The 19,421-nt window shown below is 70.6% G+C and carries 20 protein-coding genes and 1 riboswitch; of the genes, 10 read left to right on the top strand and 10 right to left on the bottom strand.

The window, feature by feature from the left end; all coding sequences use genetic code 11:
- Window positions 1-114 precede the first annotated feature (114 nt).
- The 5 genes from DPA01S_RS03225 to DPA01S_RS03245 are packed head-to-tail and all read right to left on the bottom strand — an operon-like array spanning window position 115 to window position 3,956.
- Window positions 115-801 carry a metal-dependent transcriptional regulator gene (locus DPA01S_RS03225; RefSeq protein WP_061913999.1) on the bottom strand — a complete coding sequence of 229 codons (687 nt, stop codon included), beginning with the start codon at window positions 799-801 and terminating at the stop codon, window positions 115-117.
- The gene (locus DPA01S_RS03230; RefSeq protein WP_083324409.1) at window positions 798-1,667 is read right to left on the bottom strand and encodes a metal ABC transporter permease; all 870 of its coding nucleotides are present in this window, start codon (window positions 1,665-1,667) and stop codon (window positions 798-800) included. Before DPA01S_RS03230 ends, DPA01S_RS03225 begins: the two co-directional genes overlap by 4 nt.
- Complete coding sequence (locus DPA01S_RS03235) at window positions 1,664-2,482, bottom strand: metal ABC transporter ATP-binding protein (protein ID WP_061914001.1); 819 nt, start codon at window positions 2,480-2,482, stop codon at window positions 1,664-1,666. The genes DPA01S_RS03230 and DPA01S_RS03235 overlap by 4 nt, the downstream gene beginning before the upstream one ends.
- Window positions 2,479-3,450 carry a metal ABC transporter substrate-binding protein gene (locus DPA01S_RS03240; RefSeq protein ID WP_232302985.1) on the bottom strand — a complete coding sequence of 324 codons (972 nt, stop codon included), beginning with the start codon at window positions 3,448-3,450 and terminating at the stop codon, window positions 2,479-2,481. The genes DPA01S_RS03235 and DPA01S_RS03240 overlap by 4 nt, the downstream gene beginning before the upstream one ends.
- 14 nt (window positions 3,451-3,464) lie before the next feature.
- Window positions 3,465-3,956: a tRNA (cytidine(34)-2'-O)-methyltransferase gene (locus DPA01S_RS03245; RefSeq protein WP_061914003.1), complete on the bottom strand. Its 492-nt coding sequence runs from the start codon at window positions 3,954-3,956 to the stop codon at window positions 3,465-3,467.
- 60 nt (window positions 3,957-4,016) lie between these two features.
- On the opposite strand from DPA01S_RS03245, the gene DPA01S_RS03250 reads away from it, so the two are divergent.
- Window positions 4,017-4,874, top strand: coding sequence for a bifunctional methylenetetrahydrofolate dehydrogenase/methenyltetrahydrofolate cyclohydrolase (locus tag DPA01S_RS03250; RefSeq protein WP_061914066.1), 858 nt, complete (start codon window positions 4,017-4,019; stop codon window positions 4,872-4,874).
- Between the two features lie 8 nt (window positions 4,875-4,882).
- Window positions 4,883-5,236, top strand: a complete 354-nt coding sequence (locus DPA01S_RS03255) for a DUF3017 domain-containing protein (RefSeq protein WP_174705780.1) — start codon at window positions 4,883-4,885, stop codon at window positions 5,234-5,236.
- A gap of 351 nt (window positions 5,237-5,587) precedes the next feature.
- Here DPA01S_RS03255 and DPA01S_RS03260 read toward each other — a convergent pair whose 3' ends face one another.
- From DPA01S_RS03260 to DPA01S_RS03275, 4 genes are all read right to left on the bottom strand, one after another.
- Window positions 5,588-6,517, bottom strand: a complete 930-nt coding sequence (locus DPA01S_RS03260; protein ID WP_232302986.1) for a type IV toxin-antitoxin system AbiEi family antitoxin domain-containing protein — start codon at window positions 6,515-6,517, stop codon at window positions 5,588-5,590.
- Window positions 6,518-6,848: 331 nt separating this feature from the next.
- The gene (locus tag DPA01S_RS03265) at window positions 6,849-7,322 is read right to left on the bottom strand and encodes a hypothetical protein (RefSeq protein WP_061914007.1); all 474 of its coding nucleotides are present in this window, start codon (window positions 7,320-7,322) and stop codon (window positions 6,849-6,851) included.
- The gene (gene metX / locus DPA01S_RS03270) at window positions 7,319-8,488 is read right to left on the bottom strand and encodes a homoserine O-acetyltransferase MetX (RefSeq protein ID WP_061914009.1); all 1,170 of its coding nucleotides are present in this window, start codon (window positions 8,486-8,488) and stop codon (window positions 7,319-7,321) included. Before metX ends, DPA01S_RS03265 begins: the two co-directional genes overlap by 4 nt.
- Before the next feature lie 9 nt (window positions 8,489-8,497).
- Window positions 8,498-9,832, bottom strand: coding sequence for an O-acetylhomoserine aminocarboxypropyltransferase/cysteine synthase family protein (locus tag DPA01S_RS03275; protein WP_061914011.1), 1,335 nt, complete (start codon window positions 9,830-9,832; stop codon window positions 8,498-8,500).
- Between the two features lie 54 nt (window positions 9,833-9,886).
- A riboswitch (SAM riboswitch) is annotated at window positions 9,887-10,003 on the bottom strand.
- 159 nt (window positions 10,004-10,162) lie between these two features.
- Between DPA01S_RS03275 and DPA01S_RS03280 the strand changes: the two genes are divergently transcribed.
- The 8 genes from DPA01S_RS03280 to trpS all read left to right on the top strand — a co-directional run bounded on the left by DPA01S_RS03280 (window position 10,163) and on the right by trpS (window position 18,269).
- On the top strand, window positions 10,163-11,386 hold the full coding sequence (locus DPA01S_RS03280) for an NADP-dependent isocitrate dehydrogenase (protein ID WP_061914013.1): 1,224 nt from the start codon (window positions 10,163-10,165) through the stop codon (window positions 11,384-11,386).
- A 115-nt stretch (window positions 11,387-11,501) separates the two neighbouring features.
- Window positions 11,502-12,374: a bile acid:sodium symporter family protein gene (locus DPA01S_RS03285; protein ID WP_061914015.1), complete on the top strand. Its 873-nt coding sequence runs from the start codon at window positions 11,502-11,504 to the stop codon at window positions 12,372-12,374.
- A gap of 159 nt (window positions 12,375-12,533) precedes the next feature.
- Window positions 12,534-13,727, top strand: coding sequence for an MFS transporter (locus tag DPA01S_RS03290; protein ID WP_371412151.1), 1,194 nt, complete (start codon window positions 12,534-12,536; stop codon window positions 13,725-13,727).
- A gap of 77 nt (window positions 13,728-13,804) precedes the next feature.
- A complete protein-coding gene (locus tag DPA01S_RS03295) occupies window positions 13,805-14,476 on the top strand; it encodes a hypothetical protein (RefSeq protein WP_061914017.1) in 672 nt (223 codons plus the stop codon).
- A 187-nt stretch (window positions 14,477-14,663) separates the two neighbouring features.
- A complete protein-coding gene (locus DPA01S_RS03300) occupies window positions 14,664-15,575 on the top strand; it encodes an ImmA/IrrE family metallo-endopeptidase (protein WP_063935666.1) in 912 nt (303 codons plus the stop codon).
- Window positions 15,576-15,691: 116 nt separating this feature from the next.
- On the top strand, window positions 15,692-16,546 hold the full coding sequence (locus DPA01S_RS03305) for an exodeoxyribonuclease III (RefSeq protein ID WP_167349535.1): 855 nt from the start codon (window positions 15,692-15,694) through the stop codon (window positions 16,544-16,546).
- A gap of 101 nt (window positions 16,547-16,647) precedes the next feature.
- Complete coding sequence (locus tag DPA01S_RS03310; protein ID WP_061914021.1) at window positions 16,648-17,121, top strand: PPOX class F420-dependent oxidoreductase; 474 nt, start codon at window positions 16,648-16,650, stop codon at window positions 17,119-17,121.
- Between the two features lie 65 nt (window positions 17,122-17,186).
- Window positions 17,187-18,269, top strand: a complete 1,083-nt coding sequence (gene trpS, locus DPA01S_RS03315) for a tryptophan--tRNA ligase (protein WP_061228105.1) — start codon at window positions 17,187-17,189, stop codon at window positions 18,267-18,269.
- Window positions 18,270-18,334: 65 nt separating this feature from the next.
- Here trpS and DPA01S_RS03320 read toward each other — a convergent pair whose 3' ends face one another.
- On the bottom strand, window positions 18,335-19,345 hold the full coding sequence (locus DPA01S_RS03320) for an RNase H family protein (RefSeq protein WP_061228081.1): 1,011 nt from the start codon (window positions 19,343-19,345) through the stop codon (window positions 18,335-18,337).
- Between the last annotated feature and the right edge of the window lie 76 nt (window positions 19,346-19,421).

Below are 19,421 nucleotides of genomic sequence, written 5' to 3' on the forward strand. Positions count from 1 at the left end.
GCCGACGAGCACCCACCTCATGGTCACCGACCGATTCTGCGAGTGACCGCGGGGGAGCGGGGCGGACGCGGCCCTCGTCGTCGTCGCCCCGCTCGCCGAACGGGGTGCCCGACGTCAGTCGTCGACGCGGACCCGCACCGCCGCGGCCACCGGCGTGCCCACCTGCACGACCCGGCCCGCCAACGACACCGAGATGATCCCCAACTCGACCTGCCGGGAGACCACCTCCACGGGCGAATCGGGGCGCAGGCCGATCTCGGCGAGGTGGCGCAGGACGGCGTTGTCACGGTCGGAGACCCGCGTCACCACACCCGTAGAACCCTCGTCGACATGATCCAACGGGGTGTCGCCGAGCGGGTCGAGGTGGCCGTCGCGGGTGGGGATGGGATCACCGTGGGGATCGCGGCGCGGGTGGTCGAGGAACACGTCGAGGGCGTCGACGAACCGGTCCGAGACCACGTGCTCCAGCGCGTCGGCCTCGGCGTGCACCTCGTCCCACGGGTACTCCAGGCACCGGGAGAGGAAGGTCTCGATGATCCGGTGCCGCCGCACCATCGCCACCGCGAACGACCGACCCGCCTCCGTGAGCACCACCGGCGCGTACGGCCGGTGCTCGGCCAGGCCCATCGTGACCAGCTTGCGGACGCCCTCGCTCACGGATGAGGGCGACGCGCCGAGACGCTCGGCCAGCGCGCTCGAGGTCACCGGGTCGCCGCCGGCGCCGAGCGCGTGCACGGCCATGAGGTAGGCCTGGATCGTCGGGGTGAGGTCGGCGAGGGCTCTCGGCGGGTCGACGGTCATGTGACCATCATCCCCGATCGTCGCCCGCGGGCGCTCGCCACCGCCCGCGGGATCACCCCGCGCCTGGGCGCGAGCAACTGCGCCGTCGCGAAGATGACCGCCTGGGTGAGGACCACGACCGGACCGGGCGGGAGGTCGGCGTAGTAGCCGAGGTACAGGCCGGTGACACCGCCGATCAGGGCGACGACGACGGCGAGGATCATCGTCCCCCGCATCGTGTCCGCCACCAACTGGGCGGTCGCGCCCGGGATGATGAGCGTCGCCACGACCAGGATCACACCCACGGACTGCACCCCGGCGACCGTCGCGGTGGCCAGCGTCGCCAGCAGCAGGGCGGTGAGCGCCCGGGTGCGCAGCCCCAGGGTGTGGGCGTGGAGCCGGTCGAACGCCAGCAGGATCAGGTCGCGCCGGAACGTCAGCAGCACGATCACCGTGAAGGCGGCCACGACGAGCACCTGCACGAGGTCGGAGTCGCGGACGCCGAGCACGGAACCGAACAGGATCGAGTGCAGGTCCTGCTGGGTGGGGAACCGGGCGATCAGCACGAGACCGAACGAGAACAGGGCCGTGAACACGATGCCCATCGCGGCGTCCGGCCGCACCGTCCCGCTCTCGCGGACCGCGCCGATCAGCCACACGGCGACGAGGGCGGCGACGAGGGCGCCGACCGCGAACGGGATGCCGGTCAGCGCCGCGATCACCACTCCCGGCAGGACCGCGTGCGACACGGCGTCGCCCATGAGCGACCAGCCCATGTGGACCAGCCAGCAGCTCAGCAGTGCGCCGGCGACCCCGGAGGCCGTCACCACGAGCAGCGCGCGGCGCATGAACTCGTACGACATCGGTTCGGTGAGGAGTTCGATCACGAGACGGCCCGATCGGTGACAGGGGACGCGGCGGCGCCCCGGGCGGAGTCGGCGGCCCCGGGGAGGCGGGCCCCGAGCAGGGTCGACAGGACATGCGGCGTCGTGGTCTCGGCGACCGGGCCGTGGGCGACCAGGCGGCCGTTGAGCAGGGCCACCGAATCGGCGAGCCGCTCGACCGTGCCCAGGTGGTGGGTGGAGACCAGCGCGGTGCGGCCGCCGGCGGTGAGCTCGCGCAGGACGTCGATGTAGACCTCCTCGCTGCCGGCGTCCATCCCGTTGAACGGCTCGTCGAGCAGGAGCAGGTCGGCTTCCTGGGCCAGGCAGCGCGCCAACATGACCCGGCGACGCTGGCCGCCCGAGAGCTCGCCGATGCGACGCGCCGCGAGCCCGGACAGGCCCACCCTCTCGAGGGCGTCCGCCACGGCGGCGCGGTCCCGTCCCGACGGCCGACGCCACGGCCCGGTGAAGTGCCGACGGCCCTGCATGACGACCTCGGCGGCCGTGACGGGGAAATGCTCGTCGATGCCGTCGGCCTGCGGCACCGCCGCGACTCGTCCGCTGCGCAGCGCGCCGCGGACGGACGTGCCGAGGAGGCGGACGGAGCCCGCCGTGGGGGTGACCAGGCCGAGCAGCGCCTGCAGGAGAGTCGACTTGCCGGAGCCGTTGGGGCCGAGCAGGACGGTGATCTCCCCCCGCGGCGCGGACAGCGAGACCGCGTCGAGGGCCCGGACCTGTCCCCGGTCGACGGTGAGGTCGGAGACGACGACGGCGGGCGGGCCGGTGTCCGGGGAGAAGGGCAGTGGCCGATCGGTCATGAGGTCAGCTCCCGGGTGATGGTCTCGAGGTCGTGGTCGAGGAGGTCGAGATAGGTGGGCACGGGCCCGGTGGGGCCGGAAAGGGAGTCGACGTACAGCAGGCCCGCCAGGCGGCTGCCGGTCTCGGCGGCGACCTGCTCCATGGCGGCGTCGGAGACCGTCGACTCGCAGAACACCGCGGGGATCTCACGCTCGCGGATCCGGTCGATCAACGCGGTGACCTGCCGGGGCAGGCCCTGGTTCTCGCTGTTGACCGGCCACAGGTACAGCTCCTCCAGCCCCAGGTCGCGGGCCAGGTAGGAGAACGCCCCCTCGCAGGTGACGAGCACGCGGCGGTCCGCCGGCACCTCCGCCACCGCGTCGCGGGCGCGGACCGCCATCTCCTCGAGGTCGGCGACGTAGTCCTCGGCGCGGGCGCGGTACTCCGCCGCACCGTCCGGATCGAGGTCGGCGAGGGCGCCGGCGATCGCGTGGACGTAGCGTGTGCCCTCGACCGGCGACATCCACGCGTGGGGATTGGGGCGGCCGGTGTAGTTGCCCGCCCGGATGGGCAGGGGCTCGACCCCGTCCGAGGTCACGAGGTGGGCGGCGTCGGTCCCGTCGATGAAACGCAGGAGCCAGTCGTCCATCCCCAGCCCGTTGCTCACCACGAGGTCCGCGCCCTCGACCCGCTTGAGGTCCTCGACGGTCGGCTCGTACTGGTGGACATCGGCGCCCGGCGTGGTGACGGACTCGACCACCACGCGGTCGCCGCCGACGCGCCCGACCATGTCGGCCAGGATCGTGAACGTCGTCGCCACCACCACCCGGTCCCCGGACGCGCCGGACCTCTGGCGGTCGTCGACGTCCGCCGGGCCGGTGACGCCGACCGCGCACCCGGACAGCAGCGCGAGCGCAGTGGTGAGCGCTGTTGCGGCTGCCCGAGAAGGGGCGGCGCTACGGGTGGCAGCGCCTCTGAGTTTCGGCATACCGAAACTTTAAATCAATTGGCGGGAAAATTCATACCGCCCCGGTAGTCCTGCTGGCGCCACGCCTCGTAGACCGCCACCGCGGCGGCGTTGGACAGGTTCATCGAACGCCGCCCGGGCAGCATCGGGATCCGCACCCGCGCCGTAACCCGCGGATCGGCTAGGACGTCCTCGGCCAGGCCGGTGGGTTCGGGGCCGAAGAGCAGGACGTCGCCGGGGGCGAACCGCACCTGGGGCAGCGCGAGGTCGGCCCGGGCGGAGAAGGCCCACACCCGTGCCGGCAGGAGCCGGGCGTACGCCGCCTCGAGGTCCTCGTGGACCTCGACGTGCGCCAGGTCGTGATAGTCCAGCCCGGCCCGCCGCAGGTGCGGCTCCGACAGGTCGAAGCCCAGCGGGCCCGCCAGGTGCAGCTCGCACCCGGCGCCGGCCGCCATGCGGATCGCGTTCCCGGTGTTGGGTGGGATACACGGACGGTCGAACAACACACGCACACCCACACCGGTCATGGGGGCCATTCTCGCAGCGCCGCGACGACGGGCGCGCCCCGGAGTGGGATACTGGTGCGCGTGACCGCGATCAAGCTGGACGGCAAACTCACCCGCGACGAGATCGTCGCCGACCTCACCCGGCGCGTGTCCGCGTTGCGGGAGAAGGGGATCACCCCGGGGCTCGGCACGGTTCTGGTGGGGGACGACCCCGGCAGCCACTCCTACGTCAAGATGAAGCACCGCGACTGCGAGCAGGTCGGCATTGCCTCCATCCGACGTGATCTGCCCGCCGACACCACCCAGGCCGAACTCGAGGCCGTGATCGACGAGCTCAACGATGATCCCGCGTGCACCGGGTACATCGTGCAGCTGCCGCTGCCCAAGCACCTCGACGAGAACGCGATCCTCGAGCGCATCGACCCGGCCAAGGATGCCGACGGACTCCACCCCGTCAACCTCGGCAAGCTCGTGCTGGGCGAGCCCGCCCCGCTGCCGTGCACCCCCAACGGGTGCATCCACCTGCTGCGCCGGTTCGGGGTGGAGCTCGACGGTGCGCACGTCGTGGTGGTCGGCCGCGGCGTCACCGTCGGTCGCCCGATCGGCCTCATGCTCACGCGGCGTAGCGAGAACGCCACCGTGACCCTGTGCCACACCGGCACGCGTGACCTGGCGGCGGAGACCCGGCGAGCTGACGTCATCGTCGCCGCCGCGGGCGTGGCTCACATGCTCACCCCGGACATGGTCAAGCCCGGCGCCGCCGTGCTGGACGTGGGGGTCTCCCGCCTCGACGGCAAGCTGGCCGGTGACGTGCACCCGGACGTGTGGGAGGTCGCCGGGGCGATCTCGCCCAACCCGGGCGGCGTCGGCCCGCTCACCCGCGCGTTCCTGCTGAGCAACGTGGTCGAGCGCTGCGAGCGGCTCGACGCCGACACCTGACGGCTCCCGTGACACACCCCGCTCCCGACCGCGCCCGGCACCGGGCCACCGACGCCCGGCCCCGCCGGACGCGCCCCGCGCGCCTGACGTGGGCGCAGGTGCGTGCGCAGTGGCCGCTCGCGCTCGTGCTGGCGGGGGTCGTCGTTGCGCTGGGCTTCGTCATCCTCGAACGCTGGCGCAGGGGCGCGTTTCTGCTGGGGCTGGTTGCGCTGGCGGCGGCGACCCTGCGCGCGGTGCTCCCGGACGAGCGGGCGCGGCTGCTCGGGGTACGCGGCAAGAAGTTCGACGTGGCGTTCTACGTCGGGATCGGGGCCGTCATCCTGTGGCTGGCCACGTCCGTCGACTCGCTCGGTACCGGCTGATCCTCCGGGTCGTGCACGGCGGGGGTGCTATGCCCCGCGGGGTTGCGGTGTCCGGCGCGGTTGCCGGGCTCGCGGCAGCCTCCGCGCTTGGCCGTGCTGTGGCGCTCGGTGCGGTTGCTGGGCTCGCGGCAGCCTCCGCGCGCGGTCGCCGCTCCGCTGACGTCGGCGCCACCTATCGAATCGCGCGCCACCTATCCGACCGCGCGCCACCTATGGGGCCCCGTAGGCGGCGCATAGTCGGATAGGCGGCGCTAGCTCTGGGTGTGCGCCCGGCGGCTTCTGCCCGGTGGTTGCACCCGGTTGGGAGGGCCCGGGCCACAGCCGCTGGCGGGTCCGCCGGATCGGCCTCGATCACGCAGCGGCTGCGAAGAGCACACGCTTGATCCGCGCAGCCAGCACATGCGGTTCCTGCAGATCGCGCCACCGCCAGTGGAGGACCCGATAACCGAGGGCCATCAGTTCGGCGTCGCGGTCCTTCTCCATACCCAGGCGGCGCCGTGTCTCTCCGGGGCTCAGCCCGTCGAAGTACTTGCCGAAACCGTCGCACTCTCCGATCACGCCGTACTCCCGCCACAAGAAGTCCACACGGGCGACCCGAACGCCTCGAGAGGTGAAGACGTCCACCTGAGGCTCGGGCTCCGGTAGGCCGAAGTCGTGGAAGGTCAGCCGGCTGAGGCTCTCTGCCACGCTCTCGCTCCTCCCGTCGACGACACTCAGCGACTGCCGTGCACGTCTGATCCCGCGACGACCCGCGGATCTGCGCAGAGACTCGTCGAGCGCGTCCCTGGTGACGATCTCCCCGTACAACGCCGCGTCGGCGACCGCCACGGAAGCGTCTCTGGGCGTCGAGATCGCGATGTCGGTGACCGTTCGTGCCGGGGTGGTGACCCGCAATCCATTGACCGTCATCACCTCATCGGACAGGCCGGGCGCGGTGCGGAAGGTCGTCAGACTGGTTGTGCGGGACCGCGGCGTCGGGCCGTCCTCGCACACCGCGACCCTGCGCAGCGGAAGACCCCAGTCCGGAAGCCCGTGGAGGAGGGCCGCGGATGAGTGGGAGAAGACCGGCGCGTCGAGTGCGGCGTCCGCGGCCAGAATCGACAAGAGGTGGCGCTCGCGCCTTCCGAAGTCACGCGCTCGCCCTTCGACGTAGAACCCGGGCCTGAGTCGGATCAGATCGCCGGACTTCACCGCGCGGTTGATGCTCTGACTCGTGATTCCGCGGGCGAGTAGCTGATCGGAGGTGACCAGCAGGGAGATCAGGTCGTCTGGTGTGTTCATGGGCCCGATCATCTGGGCCCAGACACCGGGAAATCGGCTCAGCACCGCCTGACGCGGCCTAGCTGTGGAGAGCGCCGGGCCTGCGGACGGACGTGTACGCGTGCTGGACTTCCCGGGCTGAGCAGCACGCATCGTGCCGCGCGCGGGTCATGGATGGACGATCTCGCACGACGGCACGTCATTGCATCGCAGGTCACCTATCGGGATGCGCGCCGCCTAGGGGTTCCCTTGGGCGGCGCTCGATCCGATGGGCGGCGTTGCGACCTGACGGCACGAAGCGCGTAGGCGAGTTGTGCGGCTCGCCGGGGGACCGCGTCGGCGGGGGAGTGGGTCAGCGGAGCCGGAGGGGGACGCCCTCGCGGACATGATCGCGAACCCCGTCCGACGCGATGAGAGATCCCATTGCGACCAGGGCGAGCAACGAGAACACGGTGCCGACCACCGAGATGAACGTGAGGCTGTCCAGCACCGTCCGGGCGAGTGAGCTGAGCGTCAGCAGGCCCACGCCGGCGCTGATCACCACCAGCGACGCACGGTGCGCCCGCCACAGCAGGACCGCGCCGACGAGAAGCAGCAGCCCCAGGACCAGCGAGGAGACGGCTGAGACGAACAGGGGCCCGAATCCGGCGGTACCGCTGCCTCCGCTCGCGGTGGCGGCCAGGCCGAGCACGGTGGCGAAACCGATGGCCACGCCGATGATCCCCAGGCCGGCCGCCAGTCCGGTCAGCAGCATCGCGGCGGGGCGGGGGGTCTGGTCCCGTTCGGAGGCGTGATGCGGGTGATCGTGGTGGTCCGGGCCAGTCACGCGTGCCCCCGCGTCTTCTCGGCGGTTCCCTGCTCGGCGAGTTCCAGGGTGCGCGCGAGCATCGGGCCGACCACATCCGCCTCGGTGAGGAACCCGTCGTGCCCGGCGGGACTGTCTATCACGACGAGCGGGTCCGCTCCGGGGAGCAGCGCGGCGAGCTCCTCCTGCTGACGCAGCGGGTACAGCCGGTCGGTGGTGACGCCGCCGATGACGCAGGGAACCGGACAGGAGCGCAGTGCCTCCTCGACGCCGCCGCGCTCGAGGCCCACGTCATGACGGTTCAACGCGTCCGTGAGCAGCACGTACGTGCAGGCGTCGAAGCGGGAGACGAGCTTGCCGGCCTGGTGGTCGAGGTACGACTGCACGGCGAAGCGGCCCGACATGGACAGGTCCTCGCCGCGGGGATCCTCCCCGGGCTGGGGACGGTTGGCGAAGCGCTCGTCCAGCTCCACCTCGCCCCGGTAGGACAGGTGGGCGATGCGGCGGGCGATGCCGAGTCCTGTCACGGGTGTGCGCCCGGTGCCGTGGTACCCGCCCTGCTGCCAGTGCGGGTCTGAGGTGACGGCCATGATCTGCGCGGTCTGGATACCGATCTGATCGGCCGACGCCCGGGCGCCGACCGCCAGTACGCACGCGGCGCGGACGCGGTCCGGGTGGGAGACCATCCACTCCAGGGCGCGGGCCCCGCCCATGGATCCGCCGATCACGGCGGCCCAGCGCTCGATGCCCAGCAGATCGGCCAGAACGCGCTCGGACTCGACCATGTCCCGCACCGAGACGGCGGGGAACCGGGCTCCCCAGTAGTGGCCGTCGGGGTGTAGCGAACTGGGGCCGGTCGACCCCCGGCAGCCACCCAGGACGTTGACCGACAGTACGCAGTAGCGATCGGTGTCCAGCGGCAGACCGGGCCCGACGAGCCCGTTCCACCATCCCGGGGTGGGGTGCAGCGAGTCGACCGGTCCCACGACGTGCGAGTCACCGGTGAGCGCGTGCTCGACCAGCACGACGTTAGAGCGGTCCTCTGCGATCCGCCCCCATCGCTGGACGGCGAGCGTCACCCCCGGGAGGACGACACCGGTGACTAATGTGATGTCGCCGATGGCGACATGGCCGAGGGTGCCGTCACCCGGGGGCAACAGCGCGAGCGGATCGGAAGAGCTGACCATGGGATCGGGTCAGGAGATCGCGGCGAAACCGAGCTCGAGGTCGGCGATGAGGTCCTCGACGGACTCGATGCCCACCGAGAGGCGGATGGTCGCCCACGTGACACCCGCGATCGCGTTGGCCTCGGGGGTGCCCTGTGAGTGGGTCGTCGTGGCCGGGTGGGACACCAGCGACCGCACGTCGCCGATGTTCACCAGGCACGAGTGCAGCTTGAGGGCGTCGATGAACGTCCACGCGCGCTGCTTGACCTCCTCGTCCGACGCGCCGTCGGGGACGACGATGTCGAACGTCACGATCGCGCCGGCGCCCTTCGGGGAGATCTTCTTCTGCAGCTCGTTGTACGGCGACGACGCGAGGCCGGCGTACTGCACCTTGGCGACGTCCTCGCGGGCCTCGAGCCACTCGGCGATGCGCTGCGCGTTGGACACGTGGCGCTCGATCCGCAGGCTCAGGGTGTCGATGCCCTGGGCGAGGGTCCACGCGTTGAACGGGGACGCGGCCGCACCGGTGTCCCGCAGGAGGGTGACGCGGGCCTTGAGCGCGAGCGCGGGCGCGCCGAGGTCGGCGTAGACCAGCCCGTGGTACGCCGGGTCGGGGGTCGTGAAGGACGGGAAGACGTCCTCACCGTTTCGCTGCACACGCCAGTCGAACTTGCCGCCGTCCACGAGCACTCCACCCAGGGACGAGCCGTGGCCACCGAGGTACTTGGTCGCCGAGGCCACCACGACGTCGGCTCCCAGCTCGATCGGACGGATCAGGTAGGGGGTCGCCACCGTGTTGTCGATGACCAACGGCACCTGGTTGTCGTGCGCCACCTCGGCGATCGCCGGGATGTCGAGGATGTCGTTGAGCGGGTTCGAGATGGACTCCGCGAAGAACAGCTTGGTGTTGGGGCGCACCGCCGCCTGCCACGAGGCGGGGTCGTCCGGGTTCTCGACGAAAGTGGTCTCGATGCCGTACTTGGGCAGGGTGTGCCGCAGCAGGGTGTCCGTGCCGCCGTAGAGGCGCGGGGAGGACACGACGTGGCCGCCGGACTGGGCGATGGCCTGGATGGCGGCGGTCTCGGCCGCCTGACCGGACGCGAACAGCAGACCCGCGACGCCGCCCTCCAGAGAGGCGATGCGGTCCTCGACCGCCGCCACCGTCGGGTTGGTGATACGGGTGTAGATGGGGCCCATCTCTGCGAGGGCGAACCGGTCGGCCGCCTGCTTGGCGTCGGCGAAGACGTACGAGGTGGTCTGGTAGATCGGCAGGTTCCTGGCGCCGGTGTCGGAGTCGACGGGCTGCCCGGCATGGATCTGGCGGGTCTCGAAGGCCCAGTCAGGGTTGCTGTTGTCGTAGGTCATAGGGGCGGAGACCCTCCTTTCGTCAGAAGGGTCCGGCCGCTTCGTCAGACAGCGGACCCGCGCTTGCCCGTCCACCCGGTCGGGTGGTGGCCAGGTCGTCTCCCGGGGCACCCCACCGCGGTGGAGGGTTGCCGTCCAGCGAGCCGGGGCTTCGCGCTGGAACTCATGACCTGGGGGTCAGGCTAGCCTAAGCCTCTCCGCGGCTGCAACGAGGGGCCACCTCGCTCCTGCGGACCCTCCGGGTGTCCCGGATCAGTAACATGAGACGCACGTCACGATGTTCACCGACAGCGCCGGTCTCACGAGGTCCGGGCGGGGAAAGAGGGACCGATGTCGAAGATCAAGGTCGAGGGGACGGTCGTCGAACTCGATGGCGACGAGATGACGCGCATCATCTGGAAGTTCATCAAGGACGAGCTGATTCACCCCTACCTGGACGTGAACCTCGAGTACTACGACCTCGGGATCGAGAGCCGGGACGCCACCGACGACCAGATCACCGTCGACGCGGCCAACGCGATCAAGAAGCACGGCGTCGGCGTCAAGTGCGCGACCATCACGCCCGACGAGGCCCGCGTGGAGGAGTTCGGGCTCAAGCGCATGTACCGCTCGCCGAACGGCACGATCCGCAACATCCTCGGCGGGACCATCTTCCGCGCCCCGATCATCATCTCCAACGTCCCCCGTCTCGTGCCGGGCTGGACCAAACCGATCATCGTCGGCCGTCACGCCTTCGGGGACCAGTACCGCGCCACCGACTTCAAGGCCCCGGGGGCGGGCAAGGTCACCATCACCTTCACGCCGGCCGACGGGTCCGAGCCGATCGAGCACGAGGTGGTGGACCTGCCCGAGGAGGGCGGCGTGGTGATGGGTATGTACAACTTCAACAAGTCCATCGAGGACTTCGCGCGCGCCTCGTTCAACTACGGCCTGGACCGCGGCTACCCGGTGTACCTGTCCACCAAGAACACGATCCTCAAGGCCTACGACGGCGCCTTCAAGGACATCTTCCAGGACGTCTTCGACCGCGAGTTCAAGGAAAAGTTCGAGGAGGCGGGCCTGACCTACGAGCACCGGCTCATCGACGACATGGTGGCGTCCTCGCTGAAGTGGGAGGGCGGTTACGTGTGGGCATGTAAGAACTACGACGGCGACGTGCAGTCCGACACCGTGGCACAGGGCTTCGGCTCACTCGGCCTGATGACCTCGGTCCTGCTCACCCCGGACGGGAAGACCTGCGAGGCCGAGGCCGCCCACGGCACCGTGACCCGCCACTTCCGCCGGCATCAGCAGGGTGAGCCGACCTCCACTAATCCGATCGCCTCGATCTTCGCGTGGACCCGCGGCCTCGAGCACCGCGGCAAGCTCGACAACACCCCCGAGGTGATCGAGTTCGCCCACCAGCTCGAGGACGTCGTGATCAACACCGTCGAGGGTGGTCAGATGACCAAGGACCTCGCCGTGCTCGTCGGAGACGACCAGGGGTACCTCAATACCGAGGATTTTCTCGCCGCGCTGGACGAGAACCTCAAGCGCACCCGCGCCGGCTCCTGATCCAGGCTGAATCGACGCGCGGGTCCACCGCCCGCGGCGGGATGGGCTACGGTCAACCGGACAGTGGTCCACTTCACAGTGTGGCCGTCCCCGCCCCTTGGCCCCAGGAGTTTCCGTGGACCAGAGCCCCCTTATCGACGTCGGTCTGCCGATCGCCCTGGCCATCATCATGGTCGGGATCGGTCTGAGTCTGACGCGGGAGGACTTCGCGGTCCAGGCTCGATCGCCGCGGGCCACGATCGTCGGCCTGGTCGGCCAACTCGTCCTGGTGCCGCTGGTGGGCGTCGGGGTCGCCCTCCTCTTCGACCTCACGCCGATGCTCGCGCTCGGGGTGGTCTTGGTGGCGGCGACGCCCGGCGGGGCCACGTCCAACCTCATCACCTACCTGGCCCGCGGGAACGTGGCACTATCGGTGATCCTCACCGCGATCACGTCCGTGGCGGTCATCCTCACCCTGCCGCTGTGGTTCGACCTCGGCGTCCGGTTCATCCCGGGCGCGGCGGACTCTGAGGTGAGCGTCCCGCTGGCCCAGACCTTCGGATTGCTGCTGGGTGTCATCCTCATCCCGGTGGCGATCGGCATGGTGCTACGGGCGAAGGCCCCGTCGCTGGCCGCGCGCATCGAGCGGTTCGTAGGGGTGGTGGGTCTCGTCGTGCTGGTGGCGCTGATCGTGGGCATCGTGCTGGGGGAGCGGGACCGGATCGTCGACCTGGTCGCCACCGTGGGCCCGGCGGTGATCGTCCTCAACATCGCGTTCATCGTCCTCGGCGGACTCCTCGCGTGGGTGTGCCGACTGGGCCGCGCCGAGCAGATCGCCGTCGCGGTGGAGTTCGGCATCAAGAACACGACCCTGACGATGCTCATCGCCTTCACGGTGATCGGCGACGAGGAGGTCGGTCTCGCCGCCGCCGTCTACAGCATCGTCATGTACGTCACATCGTTCCTCGTGGTCTTCGCCGGGCGGCGCCTCATGCGTACCGCCCCCTGAGAGGGTGATGCGGCGAGACCACCCGGTCGGTCGGCGTAGCCTGCTCCGGTGACCACGCGCCCCGACCCCGCCGCCGAACCCGGCGCAGACCTGTCCGTCCAGCCCGGCGCCGCAGGTCCCGCGTCTGCCACCGCGGCGCCCTCGCCCACCCGCCGGAGGGTGACGGCGGCGCCCGCGCCCACCCGCCGGAGGGTGACGGCGGCGATTCTCGCGCTCGCGCTGGGCGGGTTCGGCATCGGCGTCACCGAGTTCGCCGCGATGGGTCTGCTGCGCTCGATCGCGGACGGGTTCGGGCTCACCGAGCCACAGGCCGGCAACGTCATCACCGCCTACGCGCTCGGCGTGGTGGTGGGCGCACCGCTGCTCACCGTGTGGACGTCGCGGTGGCGCCGACGCACGCTGCTGCTGGTGCTCATGGCCCTGTTCACCGTCGGCAACGTGGCGGCGGCCTTCGCGCCGACCGCGGAACTGCTGGTGGCGGCCCGCTTCGTCGCCGGCATCCCGCACGGCGCGTACTTCGGGGTCGCCTCGCTGGTCGCGGCGTCCCTCGCTGGGCCGGGCAGACAGGCGCGGGCCGTGTCCCAGGTGCTGCTGGGCCTGTCGGTCGCGAACGTGATCGGTGTCCCGGCCGCGACCTGGCTCGGGGAGTCGATCGGGTGGCAGTCGGCCTTCCTCGCGGTCGGGGTGATCGGCGCACTGACCGTGGCGGCCATCCTCGTCGTCGTCCCCGAACCCACCGGCACGGTGGTCGTGCGCGCCCGCGAGGAGCTGGCCGCCCTGGCGCGGCCACAGATCCTCGCCACGCTCGCAGTGGGCTGCGTGGGCTTCGGCGGGATGTTCGCGATCTACACCTATATCCAGTGGACGATGGTCGACGTCGCCGGGATCGACCGCGCGTGGATGCCCGCCGTCCTGGCCGTCTACGGGCTGGGCATGGTGGCCGGCAACATCGTGGGCGGGATCGTCGCCGACCGCGACCTCGACCGGGGCCTCGTCGGCATCGCCGCAGTGATGACGCTCGTACTGGCGGGGTTCGCGCTCGCCGCGCATCACCCCGTGACCGCGGTGATCGGTCTGTTCCTCGTGGGGACCACGGGCTCGGCGCTCGTGCCCGGGCTGCAGTCGAGGCTCATGCGGCACGCCGGCCGCGGGCAGACGCTGGCCGCCGCGCTCAACCACTCGGCACTCAATGCCGCCAACGCGCTCGGCGCCTGGCTCGGCGGGGTCGTGATCGCGTTCGGGTGGGGTTACACCTCGCCCGCCCTCGCCGGTGCCGCGCTGGCGGCGCTCGGGCTGGCGATCCTCGTCGTGGCCGTGCGGTCGGTGCGCAAGGGAGAAACCGCGGCGCCCTGAAATGTCGTAGCCGTCTGAGAAGGTGCGGGCACGCGGCCGGGACAACCGGCTTTCGTCACCACACCGAGAGGCTGACCATGGGGAATGCAGCGCAAGCCACGCCCGGGCGTCCGGCGTCGAAGGAGATCCTCGGACGCCTGGGAATCTCGGAGCGAGCTGTAGTCGAGGCGGTTCGAGACGGTCTCGCCGAAGGGCTCGCCCTCGATCCCGCGGCGCCGAAGATCGCTCCGGGTTTCTACGCTTGGGCAGGGACGGTCGCGTCGATCCGGCGCCACCTGGCGACCGACGGCTGGAAGCTGGCGGACAAGCAGAATCTGCCCACGATCGTGTCGCCGGACGGGCGTGTGCGCCTCATCGTGGCGAGCGGCGACTCGGGTACCGGTGACCCCGAGGCGATTCCGTCGACGTCCAACCCGAAGGGGCGTGCTGTGGAAGAACACGTCCGATCGAACGATCCCGGGCGGCATCAGCAGATCCAACTGGCTCTGGACATAGACGTGGAGTCGAACCGAGACGGAGCGGGTGCGTGTCAGACGTGGATGCTTCTGTACCGGCACGACATCGGGACGCAGGCGAGCGTTGCTGAGGTGTCGCTCCCGCTGGATATCGAGGGTGGCAAGGTGACCCGGTGGGGCGACCGTGCAATCATCGATACCCCCATGCAGTTCTCGGCCATGGAAGTGAGGGCGACCGATGTCTCCGCGTTCGACGACGTCGACTTCGAGATCCACGCCGCAGGAGAAGGCTGATGGATCCAGGCTGGCCCTCGCCCGGGTACGCGCCGGTCTGACCCGGCGAGAACTGGCGGACGTGGTGGGAGTCGCGGGGTCGACGGTTCGGACATGGGAGGCCACGGGCGTTCCGGTGGGGCGATTGGGCGCCCTTTCGGCAGCGACAGGGGTATCGCGGGCCTTTCTCGAGCTGGACGAGCCGGACGTGCTTGAGCCGGATTTGATTTACTTTCGATCGCGTCGGTCGGCGTCGTCGTCGACGCGAGCTGCGGCAGCGGGGGACGGGCTCGTCGGAATCGAGTTCTACAGCGCGCTCGCGAGGCGCCTGACATTGCCCCGGGTTGATGTGCCGGTGTTGTCCGAGGTGGGCGATCCGGAAGAGGCCGCACGAGTGCTGCGGTCGGCATGGACGTTGGGTCCGGGACCCCTGCCGAATCTGGTGCAGCTCGCGGAGGCGCACGGGGTGCGAGTGATGGGCCTGCAGGGACGGTCCGCCGACGTCGATGCCTTCAGCCTGTGGCGTGACGGCCGTCCATACGTCTTCCTCTCCCGCCTGAAAACCCCGGAGCGATCGCGATTCGACCTCGCCCACGAACTCGGCCATCTCGTTCTCCACGCACATGAGCCATATCCCACGGCCGAGTGCGAAAAAGAGGCCGATGCGTTCGCGTCCGAGCTTCTCCTCCCGACGCTCACGCTGCAGAGCGAGGGACTGCCAGAGGTGGGACTGGACCCGCTCCTCGCCGGGAAGCTCAGATGGGGTGTGTCCGCGATGGCGTACGTCTCGGGCCTTCGGCGGGCCGGGGTGGTGGGGGATTCCTCGATCACCAAGATGTTCCGCGATCTCTCGGCGAGGGGCTTCCGACGTGCGGAACCGAGCTCGTCGATGCCGTGGCCCCGATCCAAGGTGTTCGACGCCGCCAGGGAGATCCTGGGGCGGTCGATCGTGGAGGATCTCGCAGCCGAGACCGGACTCTCGCCTGACGACATAAACACCCTCACCTTCGGCCAACTCCTTGCCGTGGCTCGACCTGGTGCTCCCTCCACTCCGGGCACGGAGCCGGATGAGGGCGATCGTCACGCGAGTGGGCTCCGGTTGGTCGTCGGGGGCGCTTAGCCCCGGTTTCCAGTGGCACGACGTCCGACACTGCCGCTGCACCGGTGCCCCGGGTTGGGTCCGGCGGTCGGAGGCGGCCTGATCCCGGCCCGGCCGTGTTGGAGGGGGTGGCTACGATGGCGGCCGTGAGTCTCACCGTCAGCACTGTCAACGTCAACGGGATCCGCGCCGCCGTCAAGCAGCGCTCGGAGACCAACCTCGGGTTCCTGCCCTGGTTGGAGAGCAGCGGGGCGGACGTCGTCGCCCTCCAGGAGGTGCGCGCGGACGAGGAGCAGACCCGCAAGGCGCTCGCGCCCGCGCTCGACGCGGGGTGGCATCTCATCGGATCGGCGTCTTCGATGAAGGGCCGCGCCGGGGTGGCGTTGCTGTCCCGCCAGGAGCCGTCGGACGTGTGCGTCGGTTACGGCGATCCGGAGTTCGCCGAGTCCGGCCGCTACATCGAGGCCGTCTACCCCGGCGCGGTCGACGGCGAGACCGTCACCGTGGCCAGCCTGTACCTGCCGTCGGGCTCGGCCAACACGCCCAAGCAGGATGAGAAGGACCGGTTCCTGAAGACGTTCCGGGGGTACCTCGCCGAGCGCGCCGCCGAGCTGAAGAGTCGCGACGGTCACGAGATGATCATCTGCGGGGATTGGAACATCGCCCACCGTGAAGAGGACCTGAAGAACCACAAGGGCAACCACAAGAGCTCCGGTTTCCTGCCGCACGAGCGGGAGTGGATGACCGACGTGTTCGCCGACGGCAGCGGGTGGACCGACATCGTGCGGCACCGCCGCCCCGACGAGGTGGGCCCGTACTCGTGGTGGAGCCAGCGTGGCAAGGCCTTCGACAACGACGCGGGCTGGCGCATCGACTACCAGGTGGTCTCCGACGGCCTCGTCGACCGCGCCGTCAAGGACTGGGTCGATCGCGCCGAGGCCTATGACATGCGGTGGTCCGACCACGCGCCGGTGACCGTCGTCTACGAGTGACGGCGCCGGGGCGACGAGGGTGACGACGACGAGGGCGTCCGCGCCGGGGCGGCCCGCGGTCGCGGATGCCGCGTGGCGGGTGGGCCCGTAGCCTCGGTCCCATGCCGAAGTACGCGACCGCTGAGCACCCTGATCGTGCGGGCCTCGAGGAGTTCCTGCGCTCGCGGCACCGCGCGATCCTCATCACCCGCAAGTCGTCGGGGGGCCTGCAGTCCTCACCGGTCACGTGCGGCGTGGACGCCGAGGGGCGGCTCACCGTGGCGACCTATCCGCAGCGGGCGAAGGTGCTCAACATCCGCCGGGACCCGGCGGTGAGCGTGTGCGTGCTCTCCGACGAGTTCAACGGCCCGTACGTCCACCTCGACGGCCGCGGGGAGATCATCGACCTGCCCGAGGCGGTCGAGCCGCTGGTCGACTACTTCCGCAGCGTCGCCGGCGAGCACGACGACTGGGAAGAGTATCGCGCCGCGATGGTGCGCCAGGGCAAGTGCCTCATCCGCGTGACGATCGACGACTGGGGCCCGATCGCGACCGGCGGTTTCCCGCCGGAAATGGCATCACGCTCGGTCGACTGACCCGTCCCATCGGCGGGCCGAGGGCGTCAACGGAGAGAACCCGGCAGCGTGGGATGATGATGGCCATGTCTGAGCCGTCCTCCTCCGCAACCCCCACGCCCGCCGCCGGGTCGGCAGAGGCGCAGGCGCCCGCCAAGCGCCAGCGTGTCCTGTCCGGCATCCAGCCCACCGCCGACTCGTACCACCTCGGCAACTACCTGGGCGCCGTGCGGCAGTGGGTCGAGCTGCAGGACGACTACGACGCCTACTACTTCATCCCGGACCTGCACGCGATCACCGTCAAGCAGGACCCCAAGGAGCTGCGCGAGCGGGTCTTCCGCGGCTGCGCGCAGCTGCTCGCGCTGGGCGTGGACCCCGCCCGTTCGGTGCTGTTCGTGCAGTCGCACGTGCCCGAGCATGCCGAGCTGTCGTGGGTGCTGAGCTGCATCACCGGCTACGGCGAGGCCGCGCGGATGACGCAGTTCAAGGACAAGGCCGCCAAGCAGGGCACGGACGGCACCACCGTGGGGCTGTTCACCTACCCGGTGCTCATGGCCGCCGACATCCTGCTCTACCGCCCGCACCTGGTGCCGGTGGGCGAGGACCAGCGCCAGCACCTCGAGCTGACCCGCGACCTGGCGATGCGGTTCAACTCCCGCTACAAGAAGACGTTCGTGGTGCCGGAGGGCAAGATCCTCGAGGGTTCGGCCAAGATCTACGACCTGCAGGACCCCACCGCCAAGATGAGCAAGTCCGGCGAGAACCCCAAGGGCGTCGTCAACCTGCTCGACGATCCCAAGGTTTCCGCCAAGCGCATCCGGAGCGCGGTCACCGACTCCGACGGGAACATCCGCTACGACCGCGAGATGAAGCCCGGCGTGTCCAACCTGCTGGCCATCCAGTCCGCCTTCACCGGGCGCGCGATCGCCGACATCGTCGCCGACTACCAGACCGCCGGAGCAGGCTACGGCGCGCTGAAGACCGACACGGCCGACGCCCTCGAGGCGTTCGTGACGCCGCTGCGTGGCCGGTTCGACGAGTTCATGTCCGACCGCGCCGAGCTCGAGCGGATTCTGGCGGACGGCGCGGAGAAGGCCCGCGCGGTCGCCGGCCCCGTCCTGTCGCAGGTCTATCAGGCCGTCGGATTCACCGCGCCCCGTCGGGGCTGAACCGGGCGTCGGCGCGGCCGCCGACCATACAACACCTGTAGCGCGGTCGACACGCCGACGCCGCCTCAGGCCTCGCGGGTGGCCTGCTGGTAGACCTGCTTCCAGTCACCGCCGAACCGCTGCCACAGCGAGCTGCCCAGCGAGACCTCGCCCCCGGGAGCGGTGGCGCGCCACAGCACGAGAACCGCGTCGTCGCCGAGGCGTCGGGTCTCGACCACCTCGAGTTCGACGTCCTCGACGGACCCGTCCGTGTCGCCGAGCTGGCGGCGGGTCCGGGTGCGGCCCGCGGCGTCCACCTGCCGCCACCGCACGTCGAGCAGTCGCGTGAGAGTGCGGCGGTCCCGGCGGACGGCGTCGGTCAGCAGGGAGCGTTCCAGGTCGACGACGAGGTCCTCGATCCCCGGGCCGGCGGCGGAGGGAGAACTCCCTTCCTCGTCCGCGGGACCGGCCGGGGTGTTCGCGTCCAGGGAGAACAGGTCGGGCTCGGACTCGGCCGCTGACCTCGTCGTCGTCCCGCTCGTCCCCGATCCTCCCGCGGACGGCGATCGCCGGGCGGCGCCCCCCGCGGCGGGCGGGGGAACGGCCGGGTCCTCGCCCGCGCCCACAGCCGTCGCACCCGGGAAGCCCGGCCCGGGCTCAGGCTCCTTGCGCGACGAGTGCGCCTTGGCGGCGCCGTTGGCCAGGGCGTCGGCCTTCTCGTTGAGCTCGTGGCCCGCGTGCCCCTTGACCCACTCGAACGTCACCTCGCGGCCCTGCATCGCCTCGTCGAGGGCCTTCATCACCTCGACGTTGAGCACGGGCTTGCCGTCGGCCTTCTTCCAGCCCTTGCGCTTCCAGCCCTTCATCCATTTGGTGACCGAGTTGATGACGTACTGCGAGTCGCACAGGATGTGCAGCGGCTCATCGGTGTGCGCGGTCTGGCGCAGCAGGTCCAGCACGGCGGTGAGCTCGCCCTGGTTGTTGGTGCCGCGCTTCCAGCCACCGCAGCGCCAGGTCGAGTCGTCGATATACCAGGCCCATCCGGCAGGACCGGGGTTTCCGAGAGCGGAGCCGTCCGCGGCGGCGATGATCGTCACGACATGGGATCCTGCCACCGTGGCCGGCGCCACTTCGCACCGGCCACGGGGGGCCACGGGGGCCGACCGGCCGCCT

The sequence above is a fragment of the Dietzia papillomatosis NBRC 105045 genome, assembly GCF_001570845.1.
Taxonomy (GTDB): domain Bacteria; phylum Actinomycetota; class Actinomycetes; order Mycobacteriales; family Mycobacteriaceae; genus Dietzia; species Dietzia cinnamea.

Coding starts and splice junctions, on each gene's coding strand:
- DPA01S_RS03275 (WP_061914011.1), bottom strand. CDS start 9,832: ATGACCTACGACAACAGCAACCCTGACTGGGCCTTCGAGACCCGCCAG.
- DPA01S_RS03225 (WP_061913999.1), bottom strand. CDS start 801: ATGACCGTCGACCCGCCGAGAGCCCTCGCCGACCTCACCCCGACGATC.
- DPA01S_RS03235 (WP_061914001.1), bottom strand. CDS start 2,482: ATGACCGATCGGCCACTGCCCTTCTCCCCGGACACCGGCCCGCCCGCC.
- trpS (WP_061228105.1), top strand. CDS start 17,187: ATGTCTGAGCCGTCCTCCTCCGCAACCCCCACGCCCGCCGCCGGGTCG.
- DPA01S_RS03310 (WP_061914021.1), top strand. CDS start 16,648: ATGCCGAAGTACGCGACCGCTGAGCACCCTGATCGTGCGGGCCTCGAG.
- metX (WP_061914009.1), bottom strand. CDS start 8,488: ATGGTCAGCTCTTCCGATCCGCTCGCGCTGTTGCCCCCGGGTGACGGC.
- DPA01S_RS03280 (WP_061914013.1), top strand. CDS start 10,163: ATGTCGAAGATCAAGGTCGAGGGGACGGTCGTCGAACTCGATGGCGAC.
- DPA01S_RS03260 (WP_232302986.1), bottom strand. CDS start 6,517: ATGAACACACCAGACGACCTGATCTCCCTGCTGGTCACCTCCGATCAG.
- DPA01S_RS03245 (WP_061914003.1), bottom strand. CDS start 3,956: ATGACCGGTGTGGGTGTGCGTGTGTTGTTCGACCGTCCGTGTATCCCA.
- DPA01S_RS03295 (WP_061914017.1), top strand. CDS start 13,805: ATGGGGAATGCAGCGCAAGCCACGCCCGGGCGTCCGGCGTCGAAGGAG.
- DPA01S_RS03240 (WP_232302985.1), bottom strand. CDS start 3,450: ATGCCGAAACTCAGAGGCGCTGCCACCCGTAGCGCCGCCCCTTCTCGG.
- DPA01S_RS03305 (WP_167349535.1), top strand. CDS start 15,692: ATGGCGGCCGTGAGTCTCACCGTCAGCACTGTCAACGTCAACGGGATC.